The organism is Paraburkholderia podalyriae, from assembly GCF_014397785.1.
Lineage (GTDB): Bacteria > Pseudomonadota > Gammaproteobacteria > Burkholderiales > Burkholderiaceae > Paraburkholderia > Paraburkholderia podalyriae.
Map to the genome: position 1 here is coordinate 64,313 of NZ_VZQQ01000003.1, position 20,552 is coordinate 84,864.

Consider the following 20,552-nt stretch of genomic DNA (forward strand, 5'->3'; position numbering starts at 1 on the left):
GCTGCGGTGGATGCGGATGCCCGCGAAGGCGTTAACTCAAACGATATTCTGGGCGAAACCCGCCGCCGTTTCCATGTCGACCGCGACGATCCGCGAAACACCCTGCTCCTGCATCGTCACGCCGATCAGCTGCTGCGCCATCTCCATCGCGATCTTGTTGTGCGAGATGAACAGGAACTGGGTTTTGTCCGACATCGCCCGTACCAGATTCGCAAAACGCTCGGTGTTGGCGTCGTCCAGCGGCGCGTCTACTTCGTCGAGCAGGCAGAACGGCGCGGGATTCAGCTGGAACATCGCGAACACGAGCGCGGTCGCGGTCAGCGCTTTCTCACCGCCCGACAGCAGGTGAATCGTCGAATTCTTCTTGCCCGGCGGCTGCGCCATCACCTGCACGCCGGCGTCCAGGATTTCGTCGCCGGTCATGATCAGCTTCGCCTGGCCGCCACCAAACAGACGCGGGAACAGCTCGCCGAAATGACGGTTCACTTCGTCGAACGTGCTTTGCAGCAGCGTGCGCGTTTCGGCGTCGATCTTGCGGATCGCGTCTTCCAGCGTATCGATCGCGCTCGTCAGATCGGCCGACTGCGAATCGAGGAAGCTCTTGCGCTCGGTCGCGGCCTTCAGCTCGTCGAGCGCGGCCATGTTCACCGGCCCCAGCGCGATGATGGCGTTGTTGATACGCGTGACTTCGCCTTGCAGGTACGACGGCTTCATGTCCGGCGTCAGCTTGGCTTGCAGCTCGGCTTCATCGACACCGGCCGCGCTCAACTGCTCGACGAACTGCTCGCCGTTGATGCGCGCGGCCTGCTCTTTCAACTGCAATTCATTGATGCGGTCGCGCAGCGGCTGCAGCGCGCGCTCGGCGGTGAGGCGCGTTTCGTCGGCCGAGCGCAGCTTCGCGGTCAGGTCGTCGAGCTCGACGCGCGCGGCGCGCAGCGCCTCTTCCTTCACGGCGCGGATGTCGAGCGCGTCCTGCAGACCGGTGTGCGCGGTCTGCTGGTTGATCATTTCCAGTTCGGCGCGCGCGTCTTCGAGCGCGCCCGCGACGCGCTCGCTCTGCTCGTGCGCGACCTGGATGCTGCGCTTCAATTCGTCGATGCGGTTCGCCATGTTGCGCGCGGCGAAGCGCGCGTCGGTGGCGGCGCGATCGAGATCGCGCGCGCCGCCGCGGGCGGTCGTCAGTTCTTCGTCGAGCGATTCGAAGGCGAGCTGGTGGTCTTCGAAGCGCGCCTGCAGTTCGGCGAGTTCGCCGTCGTGACGCTCGAAGTTCGCTTCCGATTCGGCGCGCAGCGCCCGCTGTTCGTCGATCTGCGCGGCGATCTCTTCGAGTTCCTCGCGAATCTGCGTGCTGCGCTGCGTGTAACGTTCGTGCGCCTGGCTCAGCTTCAGCACATCCATCTGCAACGCGTGCACCCGCTGCGTCGCGCGTTCGGCCTGCTGGCGCATCTCGGCGAGCGCCTGCGCGGCGTGCGTGTGCGCGGCTTCGGCGCGGATCGCGGCGGCCTTCGCCTCGTCGGCGAGCAAGGCCTGCGCGCGCACCTGGCGGCCGAGGTTTTCGATTTCCTGCTGACGCGCGAGCATGCCTGCCTGCTCGGAATCGGCCGCATACAACTGCACGCCGACGCGCGTGACCACGTGCCCCGCCTTTACGACGAACGCGCCGCCCTCGGGCAGCTGCGCGCGCATCGAAAGCGCCTGCTGCAGATCGTCGGCGACGAACGCGAGGCCGAGCCAGTCGGTCAGCACCGCGCGGATGCCCGCGTCTTCGATGTGCACGAGCGACAGCAGCGAGCGCAGCGCGCCTGCCGCCGGGGCCGGCAGAGCGGCCGCGGGCGGCGCGTAGAACGCGAGCTTGGCCGGTGGCGCGTCGGTCGCGAACGCCTTGACCCAGTCGAGATTCGACACTTCGAGCGCGGCGAGGCGCTCACGCAGCACCGCTTCGAGCGCGGTTTCCCAACCAGCCTCGACATGCAGCTTCTTCCACAAACGCGGCAGGCTGCCCAGCTCGTGCTTGTCGAGCCACGGCTGGATCTTGCCTTCGGTCTGCACGTTTTCCTGCAACTGCTTGAGCGCGGCGAGGCGCGCGTCGAGCTGATGGATCTGCGCGCTTTCGGCCTGCACGCGCTCCTGCGCGACGCGGCGTTCGCCGTCGAGCCGCGGCAGCGCTTCCTGCGCATCGGTGAGGCGTCCCTGTGCGTCGTTAAGGATTGCCTCGTGCTCGGCGAGCTGCATGCGCAACGCCTCGAGCTGCGCTTCGTCGGGCGCGTCGAGGCCGCCCTCTTCCGATTTCAGCCGCTCATGGCGCTGCTGCAGTTGCTGCAACTGCTGATCGGCATTGCGCTGATGCGCGGCTTCGAGCTTCAGTGCCTGCTCGGTCTGCGCGATGCCGCCGCGTTCGGTGTTCAGCTCCGCCTGGGCGTCGCGCCAGCGCGCTTCCAGCGCGGGCAGCGCATCGTGCTTCGCGGCGGCGGCGTCTTCGGCGAGCACGGCTTTTTCTTCGGCGACCGCCAGTTGCTCTTCGACGTCGGCGATATCGTCCTGCGCCTTGTCGGCCTGCGACTGCCACTGCTCGCGCTGCGCCGTCAGCGCGGCGATCTGCGCCTGCACGCGGTTGCGCGATTCGACGATGAAGCGGATCTCGGCTTCCAGCCGGCTCACTTCGGCGTTCGCTTCGTACAGCGCGCCCTGCGCGCCCTGCATCGCGTCGCTCGCCGAATAGTGCGCGACGCGCAGCGTTTCGAGTTCCGCCTCGACTTCGCGCAGCTTCGCGGTTTGCGCTTCGAGGTCGATCTGCGCCTGTTCGATCGCGCGCTGCTGGCGCTGCTGCTCACCAGCCGCCTCGTTCTTTCGCAACAGCCACAACAGACGCTGCTTTTCCTCGCCGTCGCCTTGCAGCTCGCGATAACGCGTCGCGACGACCGCCTGCCCCTCCAGCTTCTCGAGATTCGCGCCGAGTTCGCGGACGATGTCCTCGACGCGCGTCAGGTTCTCGCGCGTGTCGTGCAAACGGTTCTCGGTCTCGCGGCGGCGTTCCTTGTACTTCGACACGCCGGCGGCTTCTTCGAGGAACACGCGCAGCTCTTCGGGCTTCGCCTCGATCAGCCGCGCAATCATGCCCTGCCCGATGATCGCGTACGCGCGCGGCCCGAGGCCGGTGCCGAGAAAGATGTCCTGGATGTCGCGGCGCCGCGCCGGTAGATTATTGATGTAGTAGCTCGACGTGCCGTCGCGCGTCAGCACGCGCTTGACCGCGATCTCCGCATACTGGCCCCACTGGCCGGCGGCGCGGCCGTCGGCGTTGTCGAACACGAGTTCGACGCTCGCGCGGCTACCGGGCTTGCGGGCGGTCGAGCCGTTGAAGATCACGTCCTGCATCGATTCGCCGCGCAATTCGGATGCGCGCGATTCGCCGAGCACCCAGCGCACGGCGTCGATGATGTTGGATTTGCCGCACCCGTTCGGTCCGACCACGCCAACCAACTGGCCGGGGACCTGGAAATGCGTGGGATCGACGAAGGATTTGAAACCAGCGAGTTTGATCGAGGTGAGACGCACGGCGATTTCGCTGTTTGGAAAGAGAGAGTGATAGGTGGCTCGCGAGGTTGCGCCAGTCGTTCACCGCCGCGGCGGGACGGCCCACGCAACCTCGCGAGCCTTCGCAATTTGCTCGCCGGCTGCGTGCGCTGATGCGTATTCGAGCCACACCAGGTGCGCATGCGCCGGCTAATGAGGGGCCATCATACCATCGCGCGTGGACGATTTTTACCGCCCTGATGGTGGTCGTCACCGTCGCCGTCACGGCCGTGCCCGCTGCCGTGTCCGCCCTCGCCGCCGTCGCGCTCGCCGGGCGGGTCCGGGTCCCCGATCGCGGGATCGGGGGGCACCGTCTTCGTGCGATGCACCCAGCTCGACAATGCCGACGCGAGCACGATGCACGCGCCTCCCGCCCATTCGCGCGGCCCCGGTATTTCGCCGGCGAACAGCCACGCCGACAGCGCCGTCACGACGAGTTCGAACAGCATGATGATCGACGCGCGATTGGCGGGCACGCGCGAGAGCCCGTACTGCACGAGCATGTTGTTCGACGCGAGCAGCAGACCGAGACCGAGCACGAGCAGAGCCGCGGTGCCCAGATGCGCGCCGACGGGCGGCGCGGGCATCGGCTCGAACAGCGACGCGAGCGCGCCCAACAGCGCCGCGCCGCCGAAGACCGCCGCGGTGCGCATTTCGGGCTTCATGTCCGGCAGCATGCGGCTCGTCTTCAGGATCAGTACATTGCTCATCGCGAAGCCCATGCCGCCGGCCAGACCGGCCCATTCGGCGGGATTACCGGGCACCGGGATGCCGAGCCGCGGCGACCACAGCATCGTCATCGCGCCCGCGAGCGACAGTGCGGCCAGCGCCGCGCCCGACCACGTGAGCCGTTCGTGCAGGATGAAATGCGCGAACAGCGCGGTCCAGGCGGGCGTCAGATAGAACAGCAGCAGCACGCGCATCACCTGACCGTGGATCGCGCCCCATACGAAACCGAGATTCGTGACGCCCGCGGCGAGCGCGAGCGCCGGCAGCAGCCAGTGCCAACGCACGGTCTTCACCGCGCGGCGCCGCACCAGCAGCACGAACAGGCAGCCGGTGCCGCTCGTGAGCGCGCTCGCGGCCGTGCCGGTCACGCCCAGCGCGGCGAGCATCCGCAGCGGATACCACACCATCCCCCAGACCGACGCGCCCAGCATGATGGCAAGTGTCGGCCAGCCGTTGCGAAGCCAGTTGGTCATCGGGCAAGGCTCCGGCGGGCGTCGTGGGCGGGTCGTATGAGGCTCCAGCCGGCCGTCTCCCTAACTGCTGCGTACATTGCTGCTCCTGCGTATTCTGTTGCGCGAACCGTGGGGGATTCGCGCCATTCCCGCTGCGGCGCCTCAGTGCGCCGCCTGGCGGATTGTTGCCGCGCCGCAAGCTCCGGCCTGGTCCGCGGGCGCGCCACGCTATAATCGTCCGCTCGCCGCCGCCCGCCGGCGCGCGTGCCCGGTTGTCGCCGGGTTGTCGCCCGGCTGTCCCGCCATTCGTCCGCGTCCATCCCGATCAGGCCATTTCGTCCGTGAATCCGCTACTCGACTCCCTTCAGCCCTATCCGTTCGAAAAGCTGCGCCTGCTTTTCAAGGACGTCACGCCGCCGGCCGGCCTCGCGCACATCAGCTTCGGCATCGGCGAGCCGAAACATCCAACCCCGCCACTGATCCGCGAGGCCGTCATCGATTCGCTCGGCGGCCTCGCCGCGTATCCGGCCACGCTCGGCTCGGCGCCGCTGCGCGAGTCGATCGCGAAATGGGTCACGCAACGCTACGACCTGCCGCCGCTCGATCCGCTCACTGAAGTGCTGCCGGTGTCGGGCTCGCGCGAGGCGCTGTTCGCGCTTGCGCAGACGGTGCTCGATCCGCGCCGCGATGCCGACAGTGAGCCTGCGATCGTACTCTGTCCGAACCCGTTCTACCAAATCTACGAAGGCGCGGCGCTGCTCGGTGGCGCGCAGCCCTACTTCGTCAACAGCGACCCGACGCGCAACTTCGCGTGCGACTACTCGGCGGTGCCCGCCGAGGTCTGGGCCCGCACCCAACTGCTGTACGTCTGCTCGCCGGGCAACCCGACCGGCGCCGTGCTGACGCTCGACGACTGGCGCGAGCTGTTCGCGCTGTCGGACCGCTACGGCTTCGTGATCGCATCGGATGAGTGCTACTCGGAAATCTACTTCGACGAATCGAAGCCGCCGCTCGGCGGCCTCGAAGCCGCGCACAAGCTCGGACGCGGCTTCGAGCGCCTCGTCATGCTGTCGAGCCTGTCGAAGCGCTCGAACGTGCCGGGCATGCGCTCGGGCTTCGTCGCCGGCGACGCCGCGATTCTCAAGGCGTTCCTGCTGTACCGCACGTACCACGGCGCGGCGCTCTCGACGGTGTTCCAAAGCGCGAGCGTGGTCGCGTGGAGCGACGAGACGCACGTGCGCGAAAACCGCGCGAAGTACCTGCGGAAATTCACGACCGTCACGCCGATGCTTGCCGACGTGCTCGACGTGCGCCTGCCCGACGCCGCGTTCTACCTGTGGGCCAACGTCGAGCGCACCGGCCTCACGGACACCGAGTTCGCCCAGCGCCTTTACGCCGACTATAATGTGACGGTTCTGCCGGGCTCGTTCCTCGCGCGCACCGCGCACGGCGTGAACCCCGGCCGCAATTTCGTGCGCCTCGCGCTCGTCGCCGACGTCGACGAATGCACGGCGGGCGCGCAGCGGATCGTCGAATTCTGCCGTTCGCTCAGCGTGAACTGAGTGCTGCCCGAGCCTCGCTCGAGCCGCACGGCATCCCCTTCTTCAGACTTCAACCCTTCAGAAAATCACGCATATGTCGCAACAACTTCAGAGCATCATCGATACCGCCTGGGACAATCGCGCCGAGCTGTCGCCGAAAGCCGCGCCGGCCGAAGTGCGCGAAGCCGTCGCCCACGCGATCGAGCAACTCGATAAGGGCGCGCTGCGCGTCGCCGAAAAGAAGGACGGCGACTGGGTCGTCAACCAATGGCTGAAGAAGGCCGTGCTGCTGTCGTTCCGCCTCGAGGACAACGCGCCGATGCCGGCCGGCGGCTATAGCCAGTTCTACGACAAGGTGCCGTCGAAGTTCGCGAACTACACCCCTGAAGACTTCGCCGCCGGCGGCTTCCGCGTGGTGCCGCCCGCGATCGCGCGCCGCGGCTCGTTCATCGCGAAGAACGTCGTGCTGATGCCGTCGTACACGAACATCGGCGCGTACGTCGACGAAGGCACGATGGTCGACACGTGGGCGACCGTCGGCTCGTGCGCGCAGATCGGCAAGAACGTGCACCTGTCGGGCGGCGTCGGCATCGGCGGCGTGCTGGAGCCGCTGCAGGCGAACCCGGTCATCATCGAAGACAACTGCTTCATCGGCGCGCGCTCGGAAGTCGTCGAAGGCGTGATCGTCGAGGAAAACTCGGTGATCTCGATGGGCGTGTACCTCGGCCAGAGCACCAAGATCTACGACCGTGAAAGCGGCGAAGTCACGTACGGCCGCATTCCGGCGGGCTCGGTCGTGGTAGCGGGCAACCTGCCGTCGAAGGACGGCACGCACAGCCTGTACTGCGCGGTCATCGTCAAGAAGGTCGACGCGAAGACGCGCGCGAAGGTCGGCCTGAACGAGTTGCTGCGAGGCGACTGATGGCGCGCGGCACCAAAACCGTCGTCTACGGCATTCCAAACTGCGATACCGTGAAGAAGGCGCGCGTGTGGCTCGAAGAGCACGGCGTCGAGTTCGAGTTTCACGACTTCAAGAAGGCCGGCGTGACCGAGCCGCTCGTGCAGGACTGGCTCAAGGACGTCCAGCTCGACGCGCTGCTGAACCGCCGCGGCACGACCTGGCGCGCGCTGTCCGACGACATGAAGGCGGCCGCGGAAACGCAGCCGGGCGCGATCGCGCTGATGATTCACAAGCCGTCGGTCATCAAGCGGCCGGTGCTCGTCGTGAACGGGCGCGTGAAGTCGCTCGGTTTTTCCGCGGACGGGTACGCGGCGCTGTTTGCCTGAGCGCAACGCCGAAGCGCCAGGCTCGAGCACAAGGTTGCAAAACGCGCGGCCTCGCGCCGCGTCGTTCAAAGGCTGTTGCCGGCTGCGGTGCGTCACCGCGAGCCGGCATTTTTTCATTTCAAAATGGCTTGTACTGAATCCATGCCCGGCACCCTCGCCCTTACCGAACAACTGATCGCGCGCGCGTCCGTGACGCCCGACGACCAGCATTGCCAGCGTCTCTTGATCGAGCGCCTGGCCGCGCTCGGCTTCGAGCACGAGACGATCGAATCCAACGGCGTGACCAACCTGTGGGCCGTCAAACGCGGCGTCGACGGCACGCGGGGCAAGCTGCTCGCGTTCGCCGGCCACACCGACGTGGTACCGACCGGCCCGCTCGAACAGTGGCAATCGGCGCCGTTCGAGCCGACCCGGCGCGACGGCAAGCTGTACGGCCGCGGCGCGGCGGACATGAAGGCGTCGATCGCCGGCTTCGTCGTCGCGAGCGAGGAGTTCGTGGCGGCGAACCCCGGGCACCGCGGCTCGATCGCGTTCCTGATCACGAGCGACGAGGAAGGCCCCGCGACCGACGGCACCGTCAAGGTCGTCGAAGCATTGCAGCAGCGCGGCGAGCGCATGGACTACTGCATCGTCGGCGAGCCGACCTCGAGCGAGCGTTTCGGCGACATGGTCAAGAACGGCCGGCGCGGCTCGATGTCGGGCAAGCTGATCGTCAACGGCGTGCAAGGCCATATCGCCTACCCGCATCTGGCGAAGAATCCGGTGCACCTGCTCGCGCCAGCGCTCGCCGAACTCGTCGCCGAGCGCTGGGACGATGGCAACGAATATTTCCCGCCGACCACCTGGCAGGTGTCGAACCTCCACAGCGGCGCCGGCGCGACCAACGTGATCCCCGGCCATGCGGACGTGATGTTCAACTTCCGCTTCTCGACCGCGAGCACCGTCGAAGGACTGCAAAAGCGCGTGCATGCGATTCTCGACAGACACGGCCTCGAATACGAACTGCAATGGACCGTGAGCGGCCTGCCATTTCTCACCCCGCGTGGCGAGCTGTCGAGCGCGCTCGCGCAGGCGATCAAGGACGAGACCGGCGTCGACACCGAGCTCTCGACCACCGGCGGCACGTCGGACGGCCGCTTCATCGCGCGCATCTGCGAGCAGGTGATCGAGTTCGGTCCGCTGAACGCGAGCATCCACAAGATCGACGAACATATCGAAGTCGCCCATATCGAGCCGCTGAAGAACGTGTATCGCCGCGTGCTCGAACAACTGATCGCGTAACCAGGAACTTTGCGATGACGCTTCCTTTTTGCACCGTGCGCGACCTGCTGCGTTATGCAGTGTCGCGTTTTAGCGAGGCCAAACTGTCGTTCGGCCACGGCTCGGCCAATGCCTACGACGAAGCCGCCTATCTGATCCTGCACACGCTGCATCTGCCGCTCGACCTGCTCGAGCCGTTTCTCGACGCGCGCCTGACCACGGCCGAAATCGAGGCGGTGCTGAAGGTGATCGAGCGGCGCGCGGCCGACCGCGTGCCGGCCGCGTACATCACGCAGGAAGCGTGGATGCACGGCTATCGCTTCCACGTCGACGAGCGTGTGATCGTGCCGCGCTCGTTCATCGGCGAGCTGCTGCAGGACGGCCTGCAGCCGTACGTCGAGGATCCCGAGCAGGTCGGCGCGGTGCTCGAACTGTGCACCGGCTCCGGGTGTCTCGCGATTCTCGCCGCGCACGCGTTCCACAACGCCGACGTCGACGCGGTCGATCTGTCCGCGCCCGCGCTCGAAGTCGCGACGCGCAACGTGTTGGACTACCACCTCGACGAGCGCATCGCGCTGTTCGAAGGCGATCTGTACGCGCCGCTCGCCGAGCGCCGCTACGATGTGATCATCAGCAATCCGCCGTACGTGAACGCCACGTCGATGCAGGAGCTGCCGGCCGAATACAGGCACGAGCCGGAGATGGCGCTCGCCGGCGGCGCGGACGGCATGGACGTCGTGCGCCGGATCATCGCCGACGCGCGCAACTGGCTGACCGAAGACGGCGTGCTCGTCATCGAGATCGGCAACGAGCGCGAGCACGTCGAAGCGGCGTTCGGCGGTCTCGATCTCGTGTGGATGTCGACCAGCGCCGGCGACGACAACGTGTTCCTGATTCAGGCCAGCGACTTGCCGGTCTGAGTCCGGCATCCTGTCCGTTTGATCGACGTTTCAAGCGCGTCTCTCAGGCAGGGTTACGAGCAATCGCCGCGACAGCGCGTGGCCTTGCCCGCAACCGCAGCCTGAGCCCGTTGCCCGACGCGTTCGCCGCAGACCACGGAGCGAGCCCATGCCCGCCTCCGTTTCCTGAACCACGGCGCTTCGCCAACCGTTCGCGAGCTTATGTCATTCGACCTGCTTCATGTCGGCACGCTGGTTGTGGTTGCCCATATTCTCGGCATCGTCGCGGCCGCCCACGCGATTCTCCATACCCGCACCTCGCAAGGCGCGATTGCGTGGGCCGTATCGCTGGTCGCGATGCCTTATCTGACGCTCGTGCCCTACCTGTTCCTTGGCCGCAGCAAGTTCGCCGGCTATGCGGACGCGCGCCGCGTCGAGAACGAGCTGTTGCGCACGCGCGCGCATCCGCAGCTGTGGGACACCCAGGCGTCGTCGGCCGGGGTGCCGACGCAGCAGCTCGGCTCGCGGCTCGTGCAGTCGCTGACGCGCCTCGGCGGCATGCCGTTCCTGCCCGGCAATACCGTGCGCACGCTGGTCAACGGCACGGCGACTTTCGAGGCGATCTTCGATGCGATCGGGAACGCGCGCCGCTATGTGATCGTGCAGTTCTTCATCGTGCGCGACGACGCGCTAGGCGGCATGCTGAAGGACGCGCTGATCGCGAAAGCGCAACAGGGCGTGCGGGTCTACTTCCTGTACGACAGCATCGGCAGCTTCGATCTGCCGCACCGCTACGTCGCGGCGCTGCGCGCGGCCGGCATCGAGACGCATCCGTTCGCGACGAACCGCCGCTTCGTCAACCGTCTGCAATTGAATTTCCGCAATCACCGCAAGATCGTGTCGGTCGACGGCGAGCGTGCGTTTATCGGCGGTCATAACGTCGGTGTCGAATATCTGGGCGCGAAGCCGCCGCTATCGCCATGGCGCGATACCCATATCGAGGTGCGCGGCCCGGCGGTCGCAAGCATCCAGTTCGTGTTTATCGAGGACTGGTACTGGGCCACGCAGAAGTTGCCCAAGTTCGACGTGCCGGCCGCTGATTCAGCCGAGCCGCGCGTCGAGCAGCCCGTCGACCACGGCGCCGACGAACGCGCCGCGAACAACATGCACTGCCTGGTGCTGCCGAGCGGCCCGGCCGACAGGCAGGAGACCTGCTCGCTGTTCTTCGTCGAAGCGATCAACGCGGCGCGCGAACGCATCTGGATCACGACGCCCTATCTCGTGCCCGACGAAGCCGTGTTCGCCGCGCTGCGGCTCGCGGCGCTGCGCGGCGTCGACGTTCGCATCCTGATTCCGAGCCGGCGCGATCACCGGGTGGTGTTCGCGGCGTCGAAACTGTATGCGTACGACTCGCTGCGCGCGGGCATTCGCGTCTTCCGCTATCAGCCGGGCTTCCTGCATCAGAAGGTCGTGCTGATCGACAGCAGCGCGGCTGCGATCGGCAGCGCCAATCTCGACAACCGCTCGTTTCGCCTGAACTTCGAGATCATGGTGCTGACCGTCGATCGCGGCTTCGCGCTCGAAGTCGAAACGATGCTGCTCGACGACTTCGCCGAGTCGCGCGAAATCGACCGCGACGAGTACCGCAAGGCAAACGCGCTGCGACGCATGCTGATGCACGTCGCTCGACTCTTTTCGCCGATCCTGTAGGGGCACCCGCTTACAGCTGCGCTTCGATATCCCCGGTGATCGCCTCGGGCTTGGTCAGCGGCGCATAGCGCTTGACGACGTTGCCGTCGCGGCCGATCAGAAACTTCGTGAAATTCCACTTGATTGCCTCGAGGCCAAGCAGCCCCGGCGCCTCAATCGTCAGATAGCGGAACAGCGGGTGCGCGTTCGGACCGTTCACGTCGATCTTGTCGAACATCGGAAACGTCACGCCGTAGTTCTTCTCGCAGAAGCTGCCGATCTGCGCGGCGTCGCCCGGCTCCTGCTTGCCGAACTGGTTGCACGGAAAACCCAGCACCGCGAGCCCGCGCGCCGCGTACACGTCGTACAGTTTCTGCAAGCCCGCGTACTGCGGCGTGAACCCGCATTCGCTCGCGGTATTGACGATCAGCATCACCTTGCCCTGGTACTTCGCGAGACTCGCTTCCTCGCCGCCGAGCGTGCGTGCCGAAAACGAATAGATCGATGTCATGTGCCCTCCGCTGAAAGCCGTCAGTCTATGCCAAAAGCGCTGCCGATACAGTCGTCCGGATGGCCGATGACCGCTGCGCGCAAGGTGACAGACGGGCAATCGGCGCCGCGCGCCCGGCAACGCGCCCGGCAACGCGCCCGGCAGTCTAAAATAGCGGTTTTCTTCAGCCGGCCACGTCGTGATCCGTTTCAATCAGTTTAGCCTCGCGCGCGGCACCAAGCCGCTTTTCGACAACACCACGTTCACGTTGAACCCCGGTGAAAAAGCCGGCCTCGTCGGCGCGAACGGCGCGGGCAAGTCGACGCTGTTCGCCGTGCTGCTCGGCGAGTTGCATGCGGACGGCGGCGATTTCTCGATCCCGCCGACCTGGCGCATCGCGCACGTCGCCCAGGAAACGCCCGCCGTCGATAAAACCGCGCTCGCCTACACGCTCGACGGCGACGCCGCGCTGCGCGACATCGAGGCGCGCATCGCGGCCGCCTCCGCGGCGCACGACGGCGCGGCCGAAGCCGAAGCGCATGCGGCGTTCGCGGACGCCGACGGCTACACCGCGCCGGCGCGCGCCGAAGCGCTGCTGCTCGGCCTCGGCTTCACGCTCGACCAGACACGCGAGCCGGTCAGCAGCTTCTCGGGCGGCTGGCGCATGCGGCTGAATCTCGCGCAGGCGCTGATGTGCCGCTCCGACCTGCTGCTACTCGACGAACCGACCAACCACCTCGACCTCGACGCGATCGTGTGGCTCGAAGACTGGCTGAATCGCTATGCGGGCACGCTGATCGTGATCTCGCACGATCGCGAATTTCTCGATTCCGTCTGCAACGTCACGCTGCATCTGGAACAGCAGCAGATCAGGCGTTACGGCGGCAATTACTCGCAATTCGAAGTGCTGCGCGCGCAGCAGATTGCGCTGCAACAGAGCGCGTACGATAAGCAGCAACGCACGGTCGCGCATCTGCAGAGCTACATCAACCGCTTCAAGGCGCAAGCCACCAAGGCGCGTCAGGCGCAAAGCCGGGTGAAGGCACTCGAGAAGATGGAGTTGATCGCGCCCGCGCACGTCGCGTCGCCGTTCACGTTCGAGTTCCGTACGCCCGACTCCGCGCCGAATCCGATGATGGTGATGGAAGGCGTGCGCTGCGGCTACCACGCCGAAGACGGCGGCGAGATTCCGATCGTCGAGCGCGTGATGCTGTCGATCCAGAACGGTCAACGCATCGGCCTGCTCGGCGCGAACGGCCAGGGCAAGTCGACGCTGATCAAGACGCTCGCGGGCACGCTCGAACCGTTGAGCGGCCACGTACGCGAAGGCAAGGGTCTGCGCATCGGCTACTTCGCGCAGCATCAGCTCGAAACGCTGCGCCCGGACGACACGCCGTTGCAGCACCTCGCGCGCCTCGCACCCGATACTCGCGAGCAGGAGCTACGCGACTTCCTCGGCAGCTTCAACTTTTCCGGCGACATGGCGACCGCGAAGATCGCGCCGTTCTCGGGCGGCGAGAAAGCACGCCTCGCGCTCGCGCTGATCATCTGGCAGAAGCCGAACCTGCTGCTGCTCGACGAGCCGACCAACCACCTCGACCTCGAAACGCGCCACGCGCTGACGATGGCGCTCGCGCAATTCGAAGGCACGCTGATTCTGGTGTCGCACGACCGCCACCTGCTGCGCGCGACGACCGATCAGTTCATGCTGGTCGCCAGGCATCGTCTGCAGGAATTCGACGGCGATCTCGATGACTATCGCGACTGGCTGTTGCAGCATGCGGCCGAGCAGCGCGCCGCGCTGAAGGCGAATGCGTCGGGCGCGCCAGGCGCATCTGTCGACGGCACGAATGGCGCCGACAGTAACGTCAATCGCAAGGAACAGCGCCGCCTCGAAGCGGAAACCCGGCAGAAGCTCGCGCATCTGAAAAAGCCGCTGCAAGGCCGCATCGCGAAGATCGAAAAGGAAATGGACGCGCTCAACGCGGAGAAAGCGACGCTCGACGCATTCGTCGCCGATTCCGCGAGTTACGAGCCGGAGCAGAAGAGCAAGCTGACGGAGGCGATCCGCCGTCAGGCAGATGTGAACGCGCGCCTCGACACGCTCGAAGCCGAATGGCTCGAGACGCACGAGGAACTCGAACAGATCGGCTAGCGGCACGCAGCAGCCGGGCCGCGCCGGCATCCACGGGAGCTTGGCTTTGTCATTAGCGAACTCATCGGCCGCGGAGGTGCCGCCGCCGTTGCAAGGACTGCGGGTGCTCGACCTCACGCGCCTGCTGCCCGGTCCGGTGGCCGCACTGCGCCTTGCCGAGCTCGGCGCCGATGTGCTGAAGATCGAAGCGCCCGGCGCGGGCGATCCGACGCGCACGATGATGCAGTCGTCGAGCGATCGCGTCGCGGGCCGGCCCGGCGCGTTCTATCGGATGGTCAATCGCGGCAAGCGCGAGACCCGCCTCGACCTCAAATCCGAAGCGGGACGCCACGTGCTGCGCGCGCTCGCGGCCGAAGCCGACGTGCTGATCGAGAGCTTCCGGCCGGGTGTGATGGAGCGGCTCGGCCTCGGTTACGCGACGCTTTGCGCAACCAATCCGCGGCTCGTCTATTGCGCGATCAGCGGATTCGGTGCGAGCAGTCCGTTCGCGGATCATGCGGGACATGATCTGAACTACATCGGCTATGCGGGCGTGCTCGACCAACTGGCAAGCAGCGACGGCGCGCCGATCCTGCCGAACTTCCAGATCGCCGATCTGCTCGGCGGCGCATTGAGCGCGGTCACGCAGATTCTCGCCGCGCTCTGGCATGTCGCGCGTGGCGGGGCAGGCCGCTTCGTCGATGTTTCGATGACGCACACGAGCTATGCGCACAACTTCGTCGCGCAGGTGTCGCTGGTCAACGAAGGGGCGGCGCCCGCCGCGGGCAGCGGTCTGTTGAACGGCGGCGTGCCCTGCTACAACCTGTACCGCACGAGCGATCAGCGCTGGCTCGCGGTCGGCGCGCTCGAATTGAAGTTCTGGGAAAGGCTGTGCATGGCGCTCGATCGGCCCGAATGGGCGACGCGTCACTGGAGCCTCGGTCAGGCGATCGGCGGCCCCGATGCCCTGGCACTCATTCAGGAGCTCGCCAATGTGATCGCGACGCGCACGCTCGGCGAATGGGTGGAATCGCTGGAATCGCTCGATTGCTGCGTGTCGCCGGTGCTGACGCCCGCCGAAGCGGCGCAGCATCCGCTGTTCAAACCGCCCGCGTCTGCTGCGGCGGCCTCGAGCGCCGCCGCGGCAGACGACGACGGCGGCAGCGCGGAGCTCTAACGCGCATGGCGCAGTCGCGGCGCGGCAGCACCTCCGTCAACGCCGCGTCACCGTCTGCCTCCGCAGCGTTTGACGCGGCGACTTCTCGTCGTCGTACAGCAGGTGTTTGCGGCCTTCCACGTGGCGGCTGATCGTGGCGCGCACTTCCGCGGCCGTCACGTCTTCTGCCACCACTCGCCGCGAAATCTGCCCCGCGGGGTCGATCCATTCGACGATCCGGCAGGCGCCGCCCCAAGGCTGATGAATCGGTGCGGAGACCCGGCAGCCGCGCACCTGGAGGTGACACTCGACTGCGATTTCATGTGGCTGTTTCAAAGCGCGATCCTTTTTCGGGCATCAGAAGGGATGCATATCGTTACAGCTTAGAAAAAAGGTATGGCGACCAGGTTACAGCCAACATGGATATCTTTACCGGGCATTACGGGAGCGCAAGCGTACCAAATCCTGGCGAGCCTTCCGGACCCCCGGCTATTCGAGCGTGCGGACGCGGTCGATGGCCTGTTCGATCCGTTCGACCGCAACGACCTGTAAGCCTTCGATCGGCTGTTTCGGCGCATTGGCCTTCGGAATCACCGCGACCGAGAAGCCGAGCTTGGCCGCTTCCTTCAGGCGCTCCTGCCCGCGCGGCGATGGCCGGATCTCGCCGGCAAGGCCGACTTCGCCGAACACGACGAGCCCCTTCGGCAGCGGCTTGTTGCGCATCGAGGAATGGATCGCGAGCAGCACCGCGAGGTCGGCGGCGGGCTCGGAGATCTTCACGCCGCCCACCGCGTTCAGAAACACGTCCTGATCGAAACAGGCGATGCCCGCATGCCGATGCAGCACCGCGAGCAGCATCGCGAGCCGGTTCTGTTCGAGTCCGACCGCGAGGCGTCGCGGATTCGGCGCGTTGGCCGCATCGACCAGCGCCTGCACTTCCACGAGCAGCGGCCGCGTGCCCTCCTGCGTGACCAGCACGCACGAACCCGACACCGACTGCTCGTGCTGCGACAGAAACAGCGCCGACGGATTCGCGACGCCGCGCAGGCCGCGCTCGGTCATCGCGAATACGCCAAGTTCGTTGACCGCGCCGAAACGGTTCTTGATCGCGCGCACGAGACGGTACGACGAGTGCGTGTCGCCCTCGAAGTACAGCACCGTATCAACGATATGTTCGAGCACGCGCGGACCCGCGAGCGCGCCCTCTTTCGTGACGTGACCGACCATGATCATCGTGGTGCCGGACTGCTTGGCGATGCGCGTGAGTTGCGCCGCGCACTCGCGCACCTGCGCGACCGAGCCCGGTGCGGATGTCAAGGCATCCGAATAGACGGTCTGGATCGAATCGATCACGGCGACGTCGGGCCGTTGCTCGGCGATCGTCGCCTGAATTTTTTCGAGCTGGATTTCCGCGAGCAATTGCAGCTCGCTCGCCTTCGAGCCGGGTTCGAGCAGCGCCAGCCGTTGTGCGCGCAACGCGATCTGCGCCCCCGATTCTTCGCCGCTAATGTAGAGCGCGCGTTTGTCCGCCGCGATTTCCGCGAGTGATTGCAACAACAGCGTCGATTTACCGATGCCCGGATCGCCGCCGATCAGCACCACGCCGCCCGGCACGAGGCCGCCGCCGAGCACGCGGTCGAATTCGCTGACGCCGGTGGAAAAGCGCGGCACGTCCGACGCTTCGAGGTCGGCGAGGCGCCGTACCGGCGTGCTCTTCGCGAGCGACTGGAAACGGTGCGTGGACGGCGCCTCGGCGACAGATTCGACGAGCGTATTCCACGCCTGACAGGACGGGCATTGCCCGGACCACTTCGGTGACTGACCGCCGCATTCCCCGCAGATGTACAACGTCTTCGCTTTCGCCACGCGTTACTCCGCGCGAACCGGCACACGCGGCGCGACTGCGCACATCAGCTCATAGCCGATCGTGCCGCAAGCCTGCGCGACGTCGTCGATGGGCAGCGCGGTGCCCCACAGTTCGACGCGAGAACCGACGTTGGCGGTCGGCACCGGGGTCAGGTCGACGGTCAGCATGTCCATCGACACACGTCCAACGATCCGCGTGCGCACGCCATCGACGATCACCGGCGTGCCTTCCGGCGCGATGCGCGGATAGCCGTCGGCGTAACCGCACGCGACCACGCCGATGCGCATCGGCCCGCGCGCGGTGAACGTCGAACCGTAGCCGACCGAGCTGCCTTCGCCGAGCGTCTGCACCGCGATCAGTTCCGACGCGAGTGTCATCGCGGGCTGCAGGCCCGTGCCGTCGATGGCCGCCGTCACGCCGGACGGCGACGCGCCATACAGAATGATGCCCGGGCGCACCCAGTCGAAATGCGCTTCCGGATGCCACAGCGTCGCTGCCGAATTCGCAAGACTGCGCGCACCGGCAATGCCTTGCGCGCCGCGCTCGAACGCTTGCATCTGATGCGCGACGCCGCGTTCGCCATCGGCATCGGAAAAATGCGTCATCAACGTGATCTGGCCGACGCCCTGGCAGGCGCGCGCGCGCTCCCATGCGGCACGGAATTTTTCGACGGTATAACCGAGCCGGTTCATGCCAGTGTTCATCTTCAACTGGATGTTGACCGGTTTCGACAGACGCGCCATTTCGAGCATGCGCAGCTGCTCGTCCGAATGCAGCGCCGTGGCCAGACTGTAGCGGTCGATCACGTCGATATCGGTCGGCCGGAAAAAGCCTTCCAGCAGGAGAATTGGGCCCGCCCAGCCCAATTCACGCAACTTCACCGCTTCTTCGAGGTCCAGCAACCCAAAGCCGTCGGTAGCGCGCAAACCCGGAAACACGCGAGCGAGGCCATGCCCGTATGCATTGGCCTTGACGACGGCCCAGACTTTTGATTTCGGCGCATAGCGGCGCGCGACAGCGAGGTTATTGGCGAGGGCAGCGGTATGAATCGTGGCGGAAAGGGGGCGCGGCATGGGATTTTTTCGTAAAGACACTTTGCGAATCAGCGGCTTACAGCGCGTTTTCAGCGCTCGGCGGCCCGCTGGGCGGTGCGATCAAGGATTCTGCTAGTCCGAATACAGCTATTTTCATGATATAAAGCCGTGCGCACAACCCATTTCGATCGGCATAAGCCCGGACGTATGACAAACGGCCGGGGCGGACAGACCGCAGCGAGGACAGCATCGCATCAGATGAAAAAAGGTTTTTACACCATCATGGCCGCGCAGTTTTTTTCGTCGCTGGCCGACAATGCGCTTCTGATCGCCGCTATCGCACTGCTAAAAGATCTTCACGCTCCGAACTGGATGACGCCGCTGCTCAAGCTGTTTTTTGTGCTGTCGTACGTCGTTCTTGCCGCATTCGTGGGCGCATTCGCCGACTCCCGTCCGAAAGGACGCGTGATGTTCATCACCAATACGATCAAGGTGGTCGGCTGCCTGACGATGCTGATCGGCGCGCATCCGCTCCTTGCGTATGGCGTCGTCGGCTTCGGCGCGGCGGCCTACTCGCCCGCCAAATACGGCATTCTCACCGAACTGTTGCCGCCTGACCGGCTCGTCGCCGCGAACGGATGGATCGAAGGCACCACGGTCGGCTCGATCATTCTCGGCACGGTGCTCGGCGGTGCGCTGATCAGCCCACATATCGCCGCGCCGATTCTCAGGTGGCATATCCCCAGCGTGAACACGCCCGCGGAAGCCGCGATGCTCGTGATCATGGGCATGTACGTGATCGCCGCGCTGTTCAATCTGCGCATTCCCGACACCGGCGCGCGCTATCCGCGACAGGAGCACGGGCCGATCCGCCTGATCACCGATTTCGCCGACTGCTTTGTCGTGCTGTGGCGCGACAAGCTCGGACAGATTTCGCTCGCCGTGACGACGCTGTTCTGGGGCGCGGGCGCGACGCTGCAATTCATCGTGCTCAAGTGGGCCGAGGTGTCGCTGAACATGTCGCTGTCCGAGGCGGCGATCTTGCAGGCGGTGGTCGCGGTCGGCGTCGCGGGCGGCGCGATTCTCGCGGCCTCGCGCGTGCCGCTGAAAAAATCGCTGTCGGTATTGCCGGTCGGCATCGTGATGGGTATCTCCGTGATGCTGATGGCGTTCTACACACGCGATCTGTTTCCCCCGCACTGGGGTGTTTATTTTGGCCGCATGCACGTGGCGGGCTATCTGATTTTCGCGTATATCTTCCTGATGTTCGTGGGCGGCCTGTCGGGCTTTTTCGTCGTGCCGATGAATGCGCTGCTGCAGCATCGCGGGCACGTGCTGCTGTCGGCGGGCCATTCGATCGCCGTGCAGAACTTCAACGAGAACCTGTCGGTGCTCGTGATGCTATGCCTGTACGCGGTGCTCGTTTGGCTCGACGTGCCGGTCTCCGCGGTAATCGTGCTGTTCGGCACCTTCGTCTGCCTGATGATGTGGCTCGTGATGCGGCGCCATCAGGCGAACCAGCGCGCATTCGACTCGGTCGCGCTGATCGGCGAAGCCAAGCACTGACCGGCTGCGCCGAGGCCGGCCGCGACAACCGCGAGCGCGCCCTCCTTCTTCTTCGCTCGACCATGACTCAATCGATTCCCAATGTGCTGACGATCGCCGGTTCCGATTCCGGCGGCGGCGCTGGCATCCAGGCCGATCTGAAGACCTTCTCCGCGCTCGGCGCCTATGGCGCGAGCGTCATCACCGCGCTGACCGCGCAGAACACGCGCGGCGTGACCGCGATTCACGCGCCGGACCCCGGCTTCATCACCGCGCAGCTCGACGCGGTGTTCGACGATATCCGCATCGACGCGGTGAAGATCGGCATGCTCGCGAATGCATCGATCGCGCGTGCGGTCGCCGACGCGCTGCGCCGTCACCAGCCCAAACACATCGTGCTCGACACGGTGATGATCTCGAAGAGCAATCACGCGCTACTGCTGCCCGATGCGGTCGCGGTGGTGCGCGACGAACTGCTTCCCCTCGCCGATCTGCTGACGCCGAATCTGCCGGAAGCGGCCGCGCTGCTCGGCACGCAGGCCGCCGCCGACGAAGCCGGCATGGTCGAGCAAGGCGAAGCGCTGCGCGCGCTCGGCGCGCACGCGGTGCTGATGAAGGGCGGCCATCTGAGCGCGGCGGATAGCCCCGACTGGCTCGTGCAGGAAAGCGGCACGCTGCGTCTTGGCGGTCCGCGCGTGCCGGTGAAGAACACGCATGGAACGGGCTGCACGCTGTCGTCGGCGATTGCCGCGCTGATTGCGCAGCGCGACGATCTCGCTAGCGCCGTCGCAGATGCGAAGCTTTATCTGACCGGTGCGTTGCAGGCGAGCGAGCGGCTCGACGTCGGCCACGGCGTAGGGCCGGTGCATCACTTTCATCGGTGGTGGTAAGCGGCG

General features: G+C 66.0%; 16 protein-coding genes. 10 read left to right on the forward strand and 6 right to left on the reverse strand.

What is annotated here, in order from left to right; translation table 11 throughout:
* Positions 1–36: 36 nt before the first annotated feature.
* Positions 37–3,555 carry a chromosome segregation protein SMC gene (gene smc / locus F6X42_RS04180; protein WP_187633005.1) on the reverse strand — a complete coding sequence of 1,173 codons (3,519 nt, stop codon included), beginning with the start codon at positions 3,553–3,555 and terminating at the stop codon, positions 37–39.
* Between the two features lie 182 nt (positions 3,556–3,737).
* Entirely contained in the window at positions 3,738–4,775 is a 1,038-nt protein-coding gene (locus tag F6X42_RS04185; RefSeq protein ID WP_187633006.1) for a DMT family transporter, read from the reverse strand.
* 320 nt (positions 4,776–5,095) lie between these two features.
* Here F6X42_RS04185 and dapC point away from each other — a divergent pair, with 320 nt between their 5' ends.
* The 6 genes from dapC (at position 5,096) to cls (ending at position 11,451) form a co-directional block, all read left to right on the forward strand.
* Positions 5,096–6,316 (forward strand): succinyldiaminopimelate transaminase, encoded by a 1,221-nt coding sequence (gene dapC / locus F6X42_RS04190; protein ID WP_187633007.1) that lies wholly within the window; start codon positions 5,096–5,098, stop codon positions 6,314–6,316.
* A gap of 73 nt (positions 6,317–6,389) precedes the next feature.
* Positions 6,390–7,217, forward strand: a complete 828-nt coding sequence (gene dapD, locus F6X42_RS04195) for a 2,3,4,5-tetrahydropyridine-2,6-dicarboxylate N-succinyltransferase (RefSeq protein ID WP_187633008.1) — start codon at positions 6,390–6,392, stop codon at positions 7,215–7,217.
* Positions 7,217–7,582: an ArsC family reductase gene (locus F6X42_RS04200; RefSeq protein WP_187633009.1), complete on the forward strand. Its 366-nt coding sequence runs from the start codon at positions 7,217–7,219 to the stop codon at positions 7,580–7,582. Before dapD ends, F6X42_RS04200 begins: the two co-directional genes overlap by 1 nt.
* A gap of 141 nt (positions 7,583–7,723) precedes the next feature.
* Positions 7,724–8,863: a succinyl-diaminopimelate desuccinylase gene (gene dapE / locus F6X42_RS04205; RefSeq protein ID WP_187633010.1), complete on the forward strand. Its 1,140-nt coding sequence runs from the start codon at positions 7,724–7,726 to the stop codon at positions 8,861–8,863.
* Between the two features lie 14 nt (positions 8,864–8,877).
* Positions 8,878–9,762: a 50S ribosomal protein L3 N(5)-glutamine methyltransferase gene (prmB, locus tag F6X42_RS04210; RefSeq protein WP_187633011.1), complete on the forward strand. Its 885-nt coding sequence runs from the start codon at positions 8,878–8,880 to the stop codon at positions 9,760–9,762.
* Between the two features lie 201 nt (positions 9,763–9,963).
* Entirely contained in the window at positions 9,964–11,451 is a 1,488-nt protein-coding gene (gene cls / locus F6X42_RS04215; RefSeq protein ID WP_187633012.1) for a cardiolipin synthase, read from the forward strand.
* 10 nt (positions 11,452–11,461) lie between these two features.
* Here cls and F6X42_RS04220 read toward each other — a convergent pair whose 3' ends face one another.
* The gene (locus F6X42_RS04220; protein WP_187633013.1) at positions 11,462–11,941 is read right to left on the reverse strand and encodes a glutathione peroxidase; all 480 of its coding nucleotides are present in this window, start codon (positions 11,939–11,941) and stop codon (positions 11,462–11,464) included.
* Between the two features lie 178 nt (positions 11,942–12,119).
* Between F6X42_RS04220 and F6X42_RS04225 the strand changes: the two genes are divergently transcribed.
* Positions 12,120–14,075, forward strand: coding sequence for an ATP-binding cassette domain-containing protein (locus tag F6X42_RS04225; protein ID WP_187633014.1), 1,956 nt, complete (start codon positions 12,120–12,122; stop codon positions 14,073–14,075).
* An 88-nt stretch (positions 14,076–14,163) separates the two neighbouring features.
* Entirely contained in the window at positions 14,164–15,231 is a 1,068-nt protein-coding gene (locus tag F6X42_RS04230; protein WP_187633210.1) for a CaiB/BaiF CoA transferase family protein, read from the forward strand.
* A gap of 36 nt (positions 15,232–15,267) precedes the next feature.
* Here F6X42_RS04230 and F6X42_RS04235 read toward each other — a convergent pair whose 3' ends face one another.
* The 3 genes from F6X42_RS04235 to alr all read right to left on the reverse strand — a co-directional run bounded on the left by F6X42_RS04235 (position 15,268) and on the right by alr (position 18,150).
* Positions 15,268–15,546, reverse strand: a complete 279-nt coding sequence (locus F6X42_RS04235) for a DUF2866 domain-containing protein (RefSeq protein ID WP_187633015.1) — start codon at positions 15,544–15,546, stop codon at positions 15,268–15,270.
* A 153-nt stretch (positions 15,547–15,699) separates the two neighbouring features.
* A complete protein-coding gene (gene radA, locus F6X42_RS04240; RefSeq protein WP_187633016.1) occupies positions 15,700–17,076 on the reverse strand; it encodes a DNA repair protein RadA in 1,377 nt (458 codons plus the stop codon).
* Between the two features lie 3 nt (positions 17,077–17,079).
* A complete protein-coding gene (alr, locus tag F6X42_RS04245) occupies positions 17,080–18,150 on the reverse strand; it encodes an alanine racemase (protein ID WP_187633017.1) in 1,071 nt (356 codons plus the stop codon).
* Positions 18,151–18,369: 219 nt separating this feature from the next.
* Between alr and lplT the strand changes: the two genes are divergently transcribed.
* Positions 18,370–19,677, forward strand: coding sequence for a lysophospholipid transporter LplT (gene lplT, locus F6X42_RS04250; RefSeq protein ID WP_187633018.1), 1,308 nt, complete (start codon positions 18,370–18,372; stop codon positions 19,675–19,677).
* Between the two features lie 62 nt (positions 19,678–19,739).
* Positions 19,740–20,546, forward strand: coding sequence for a bifunctional hydroxymethylpyrimidine kinase/phosphomethylpyrimidine kinase (gene thiD / locus F6X42_RS04255; RefSeq protein WP_187633019.1), 807 nt, complete (start codon positions 19,740–19,742; stop codon positions 20,544–20,546).
* The last annotated feature ends 6 nt before the right edge of the window (positions 20,547–20,552 follow it).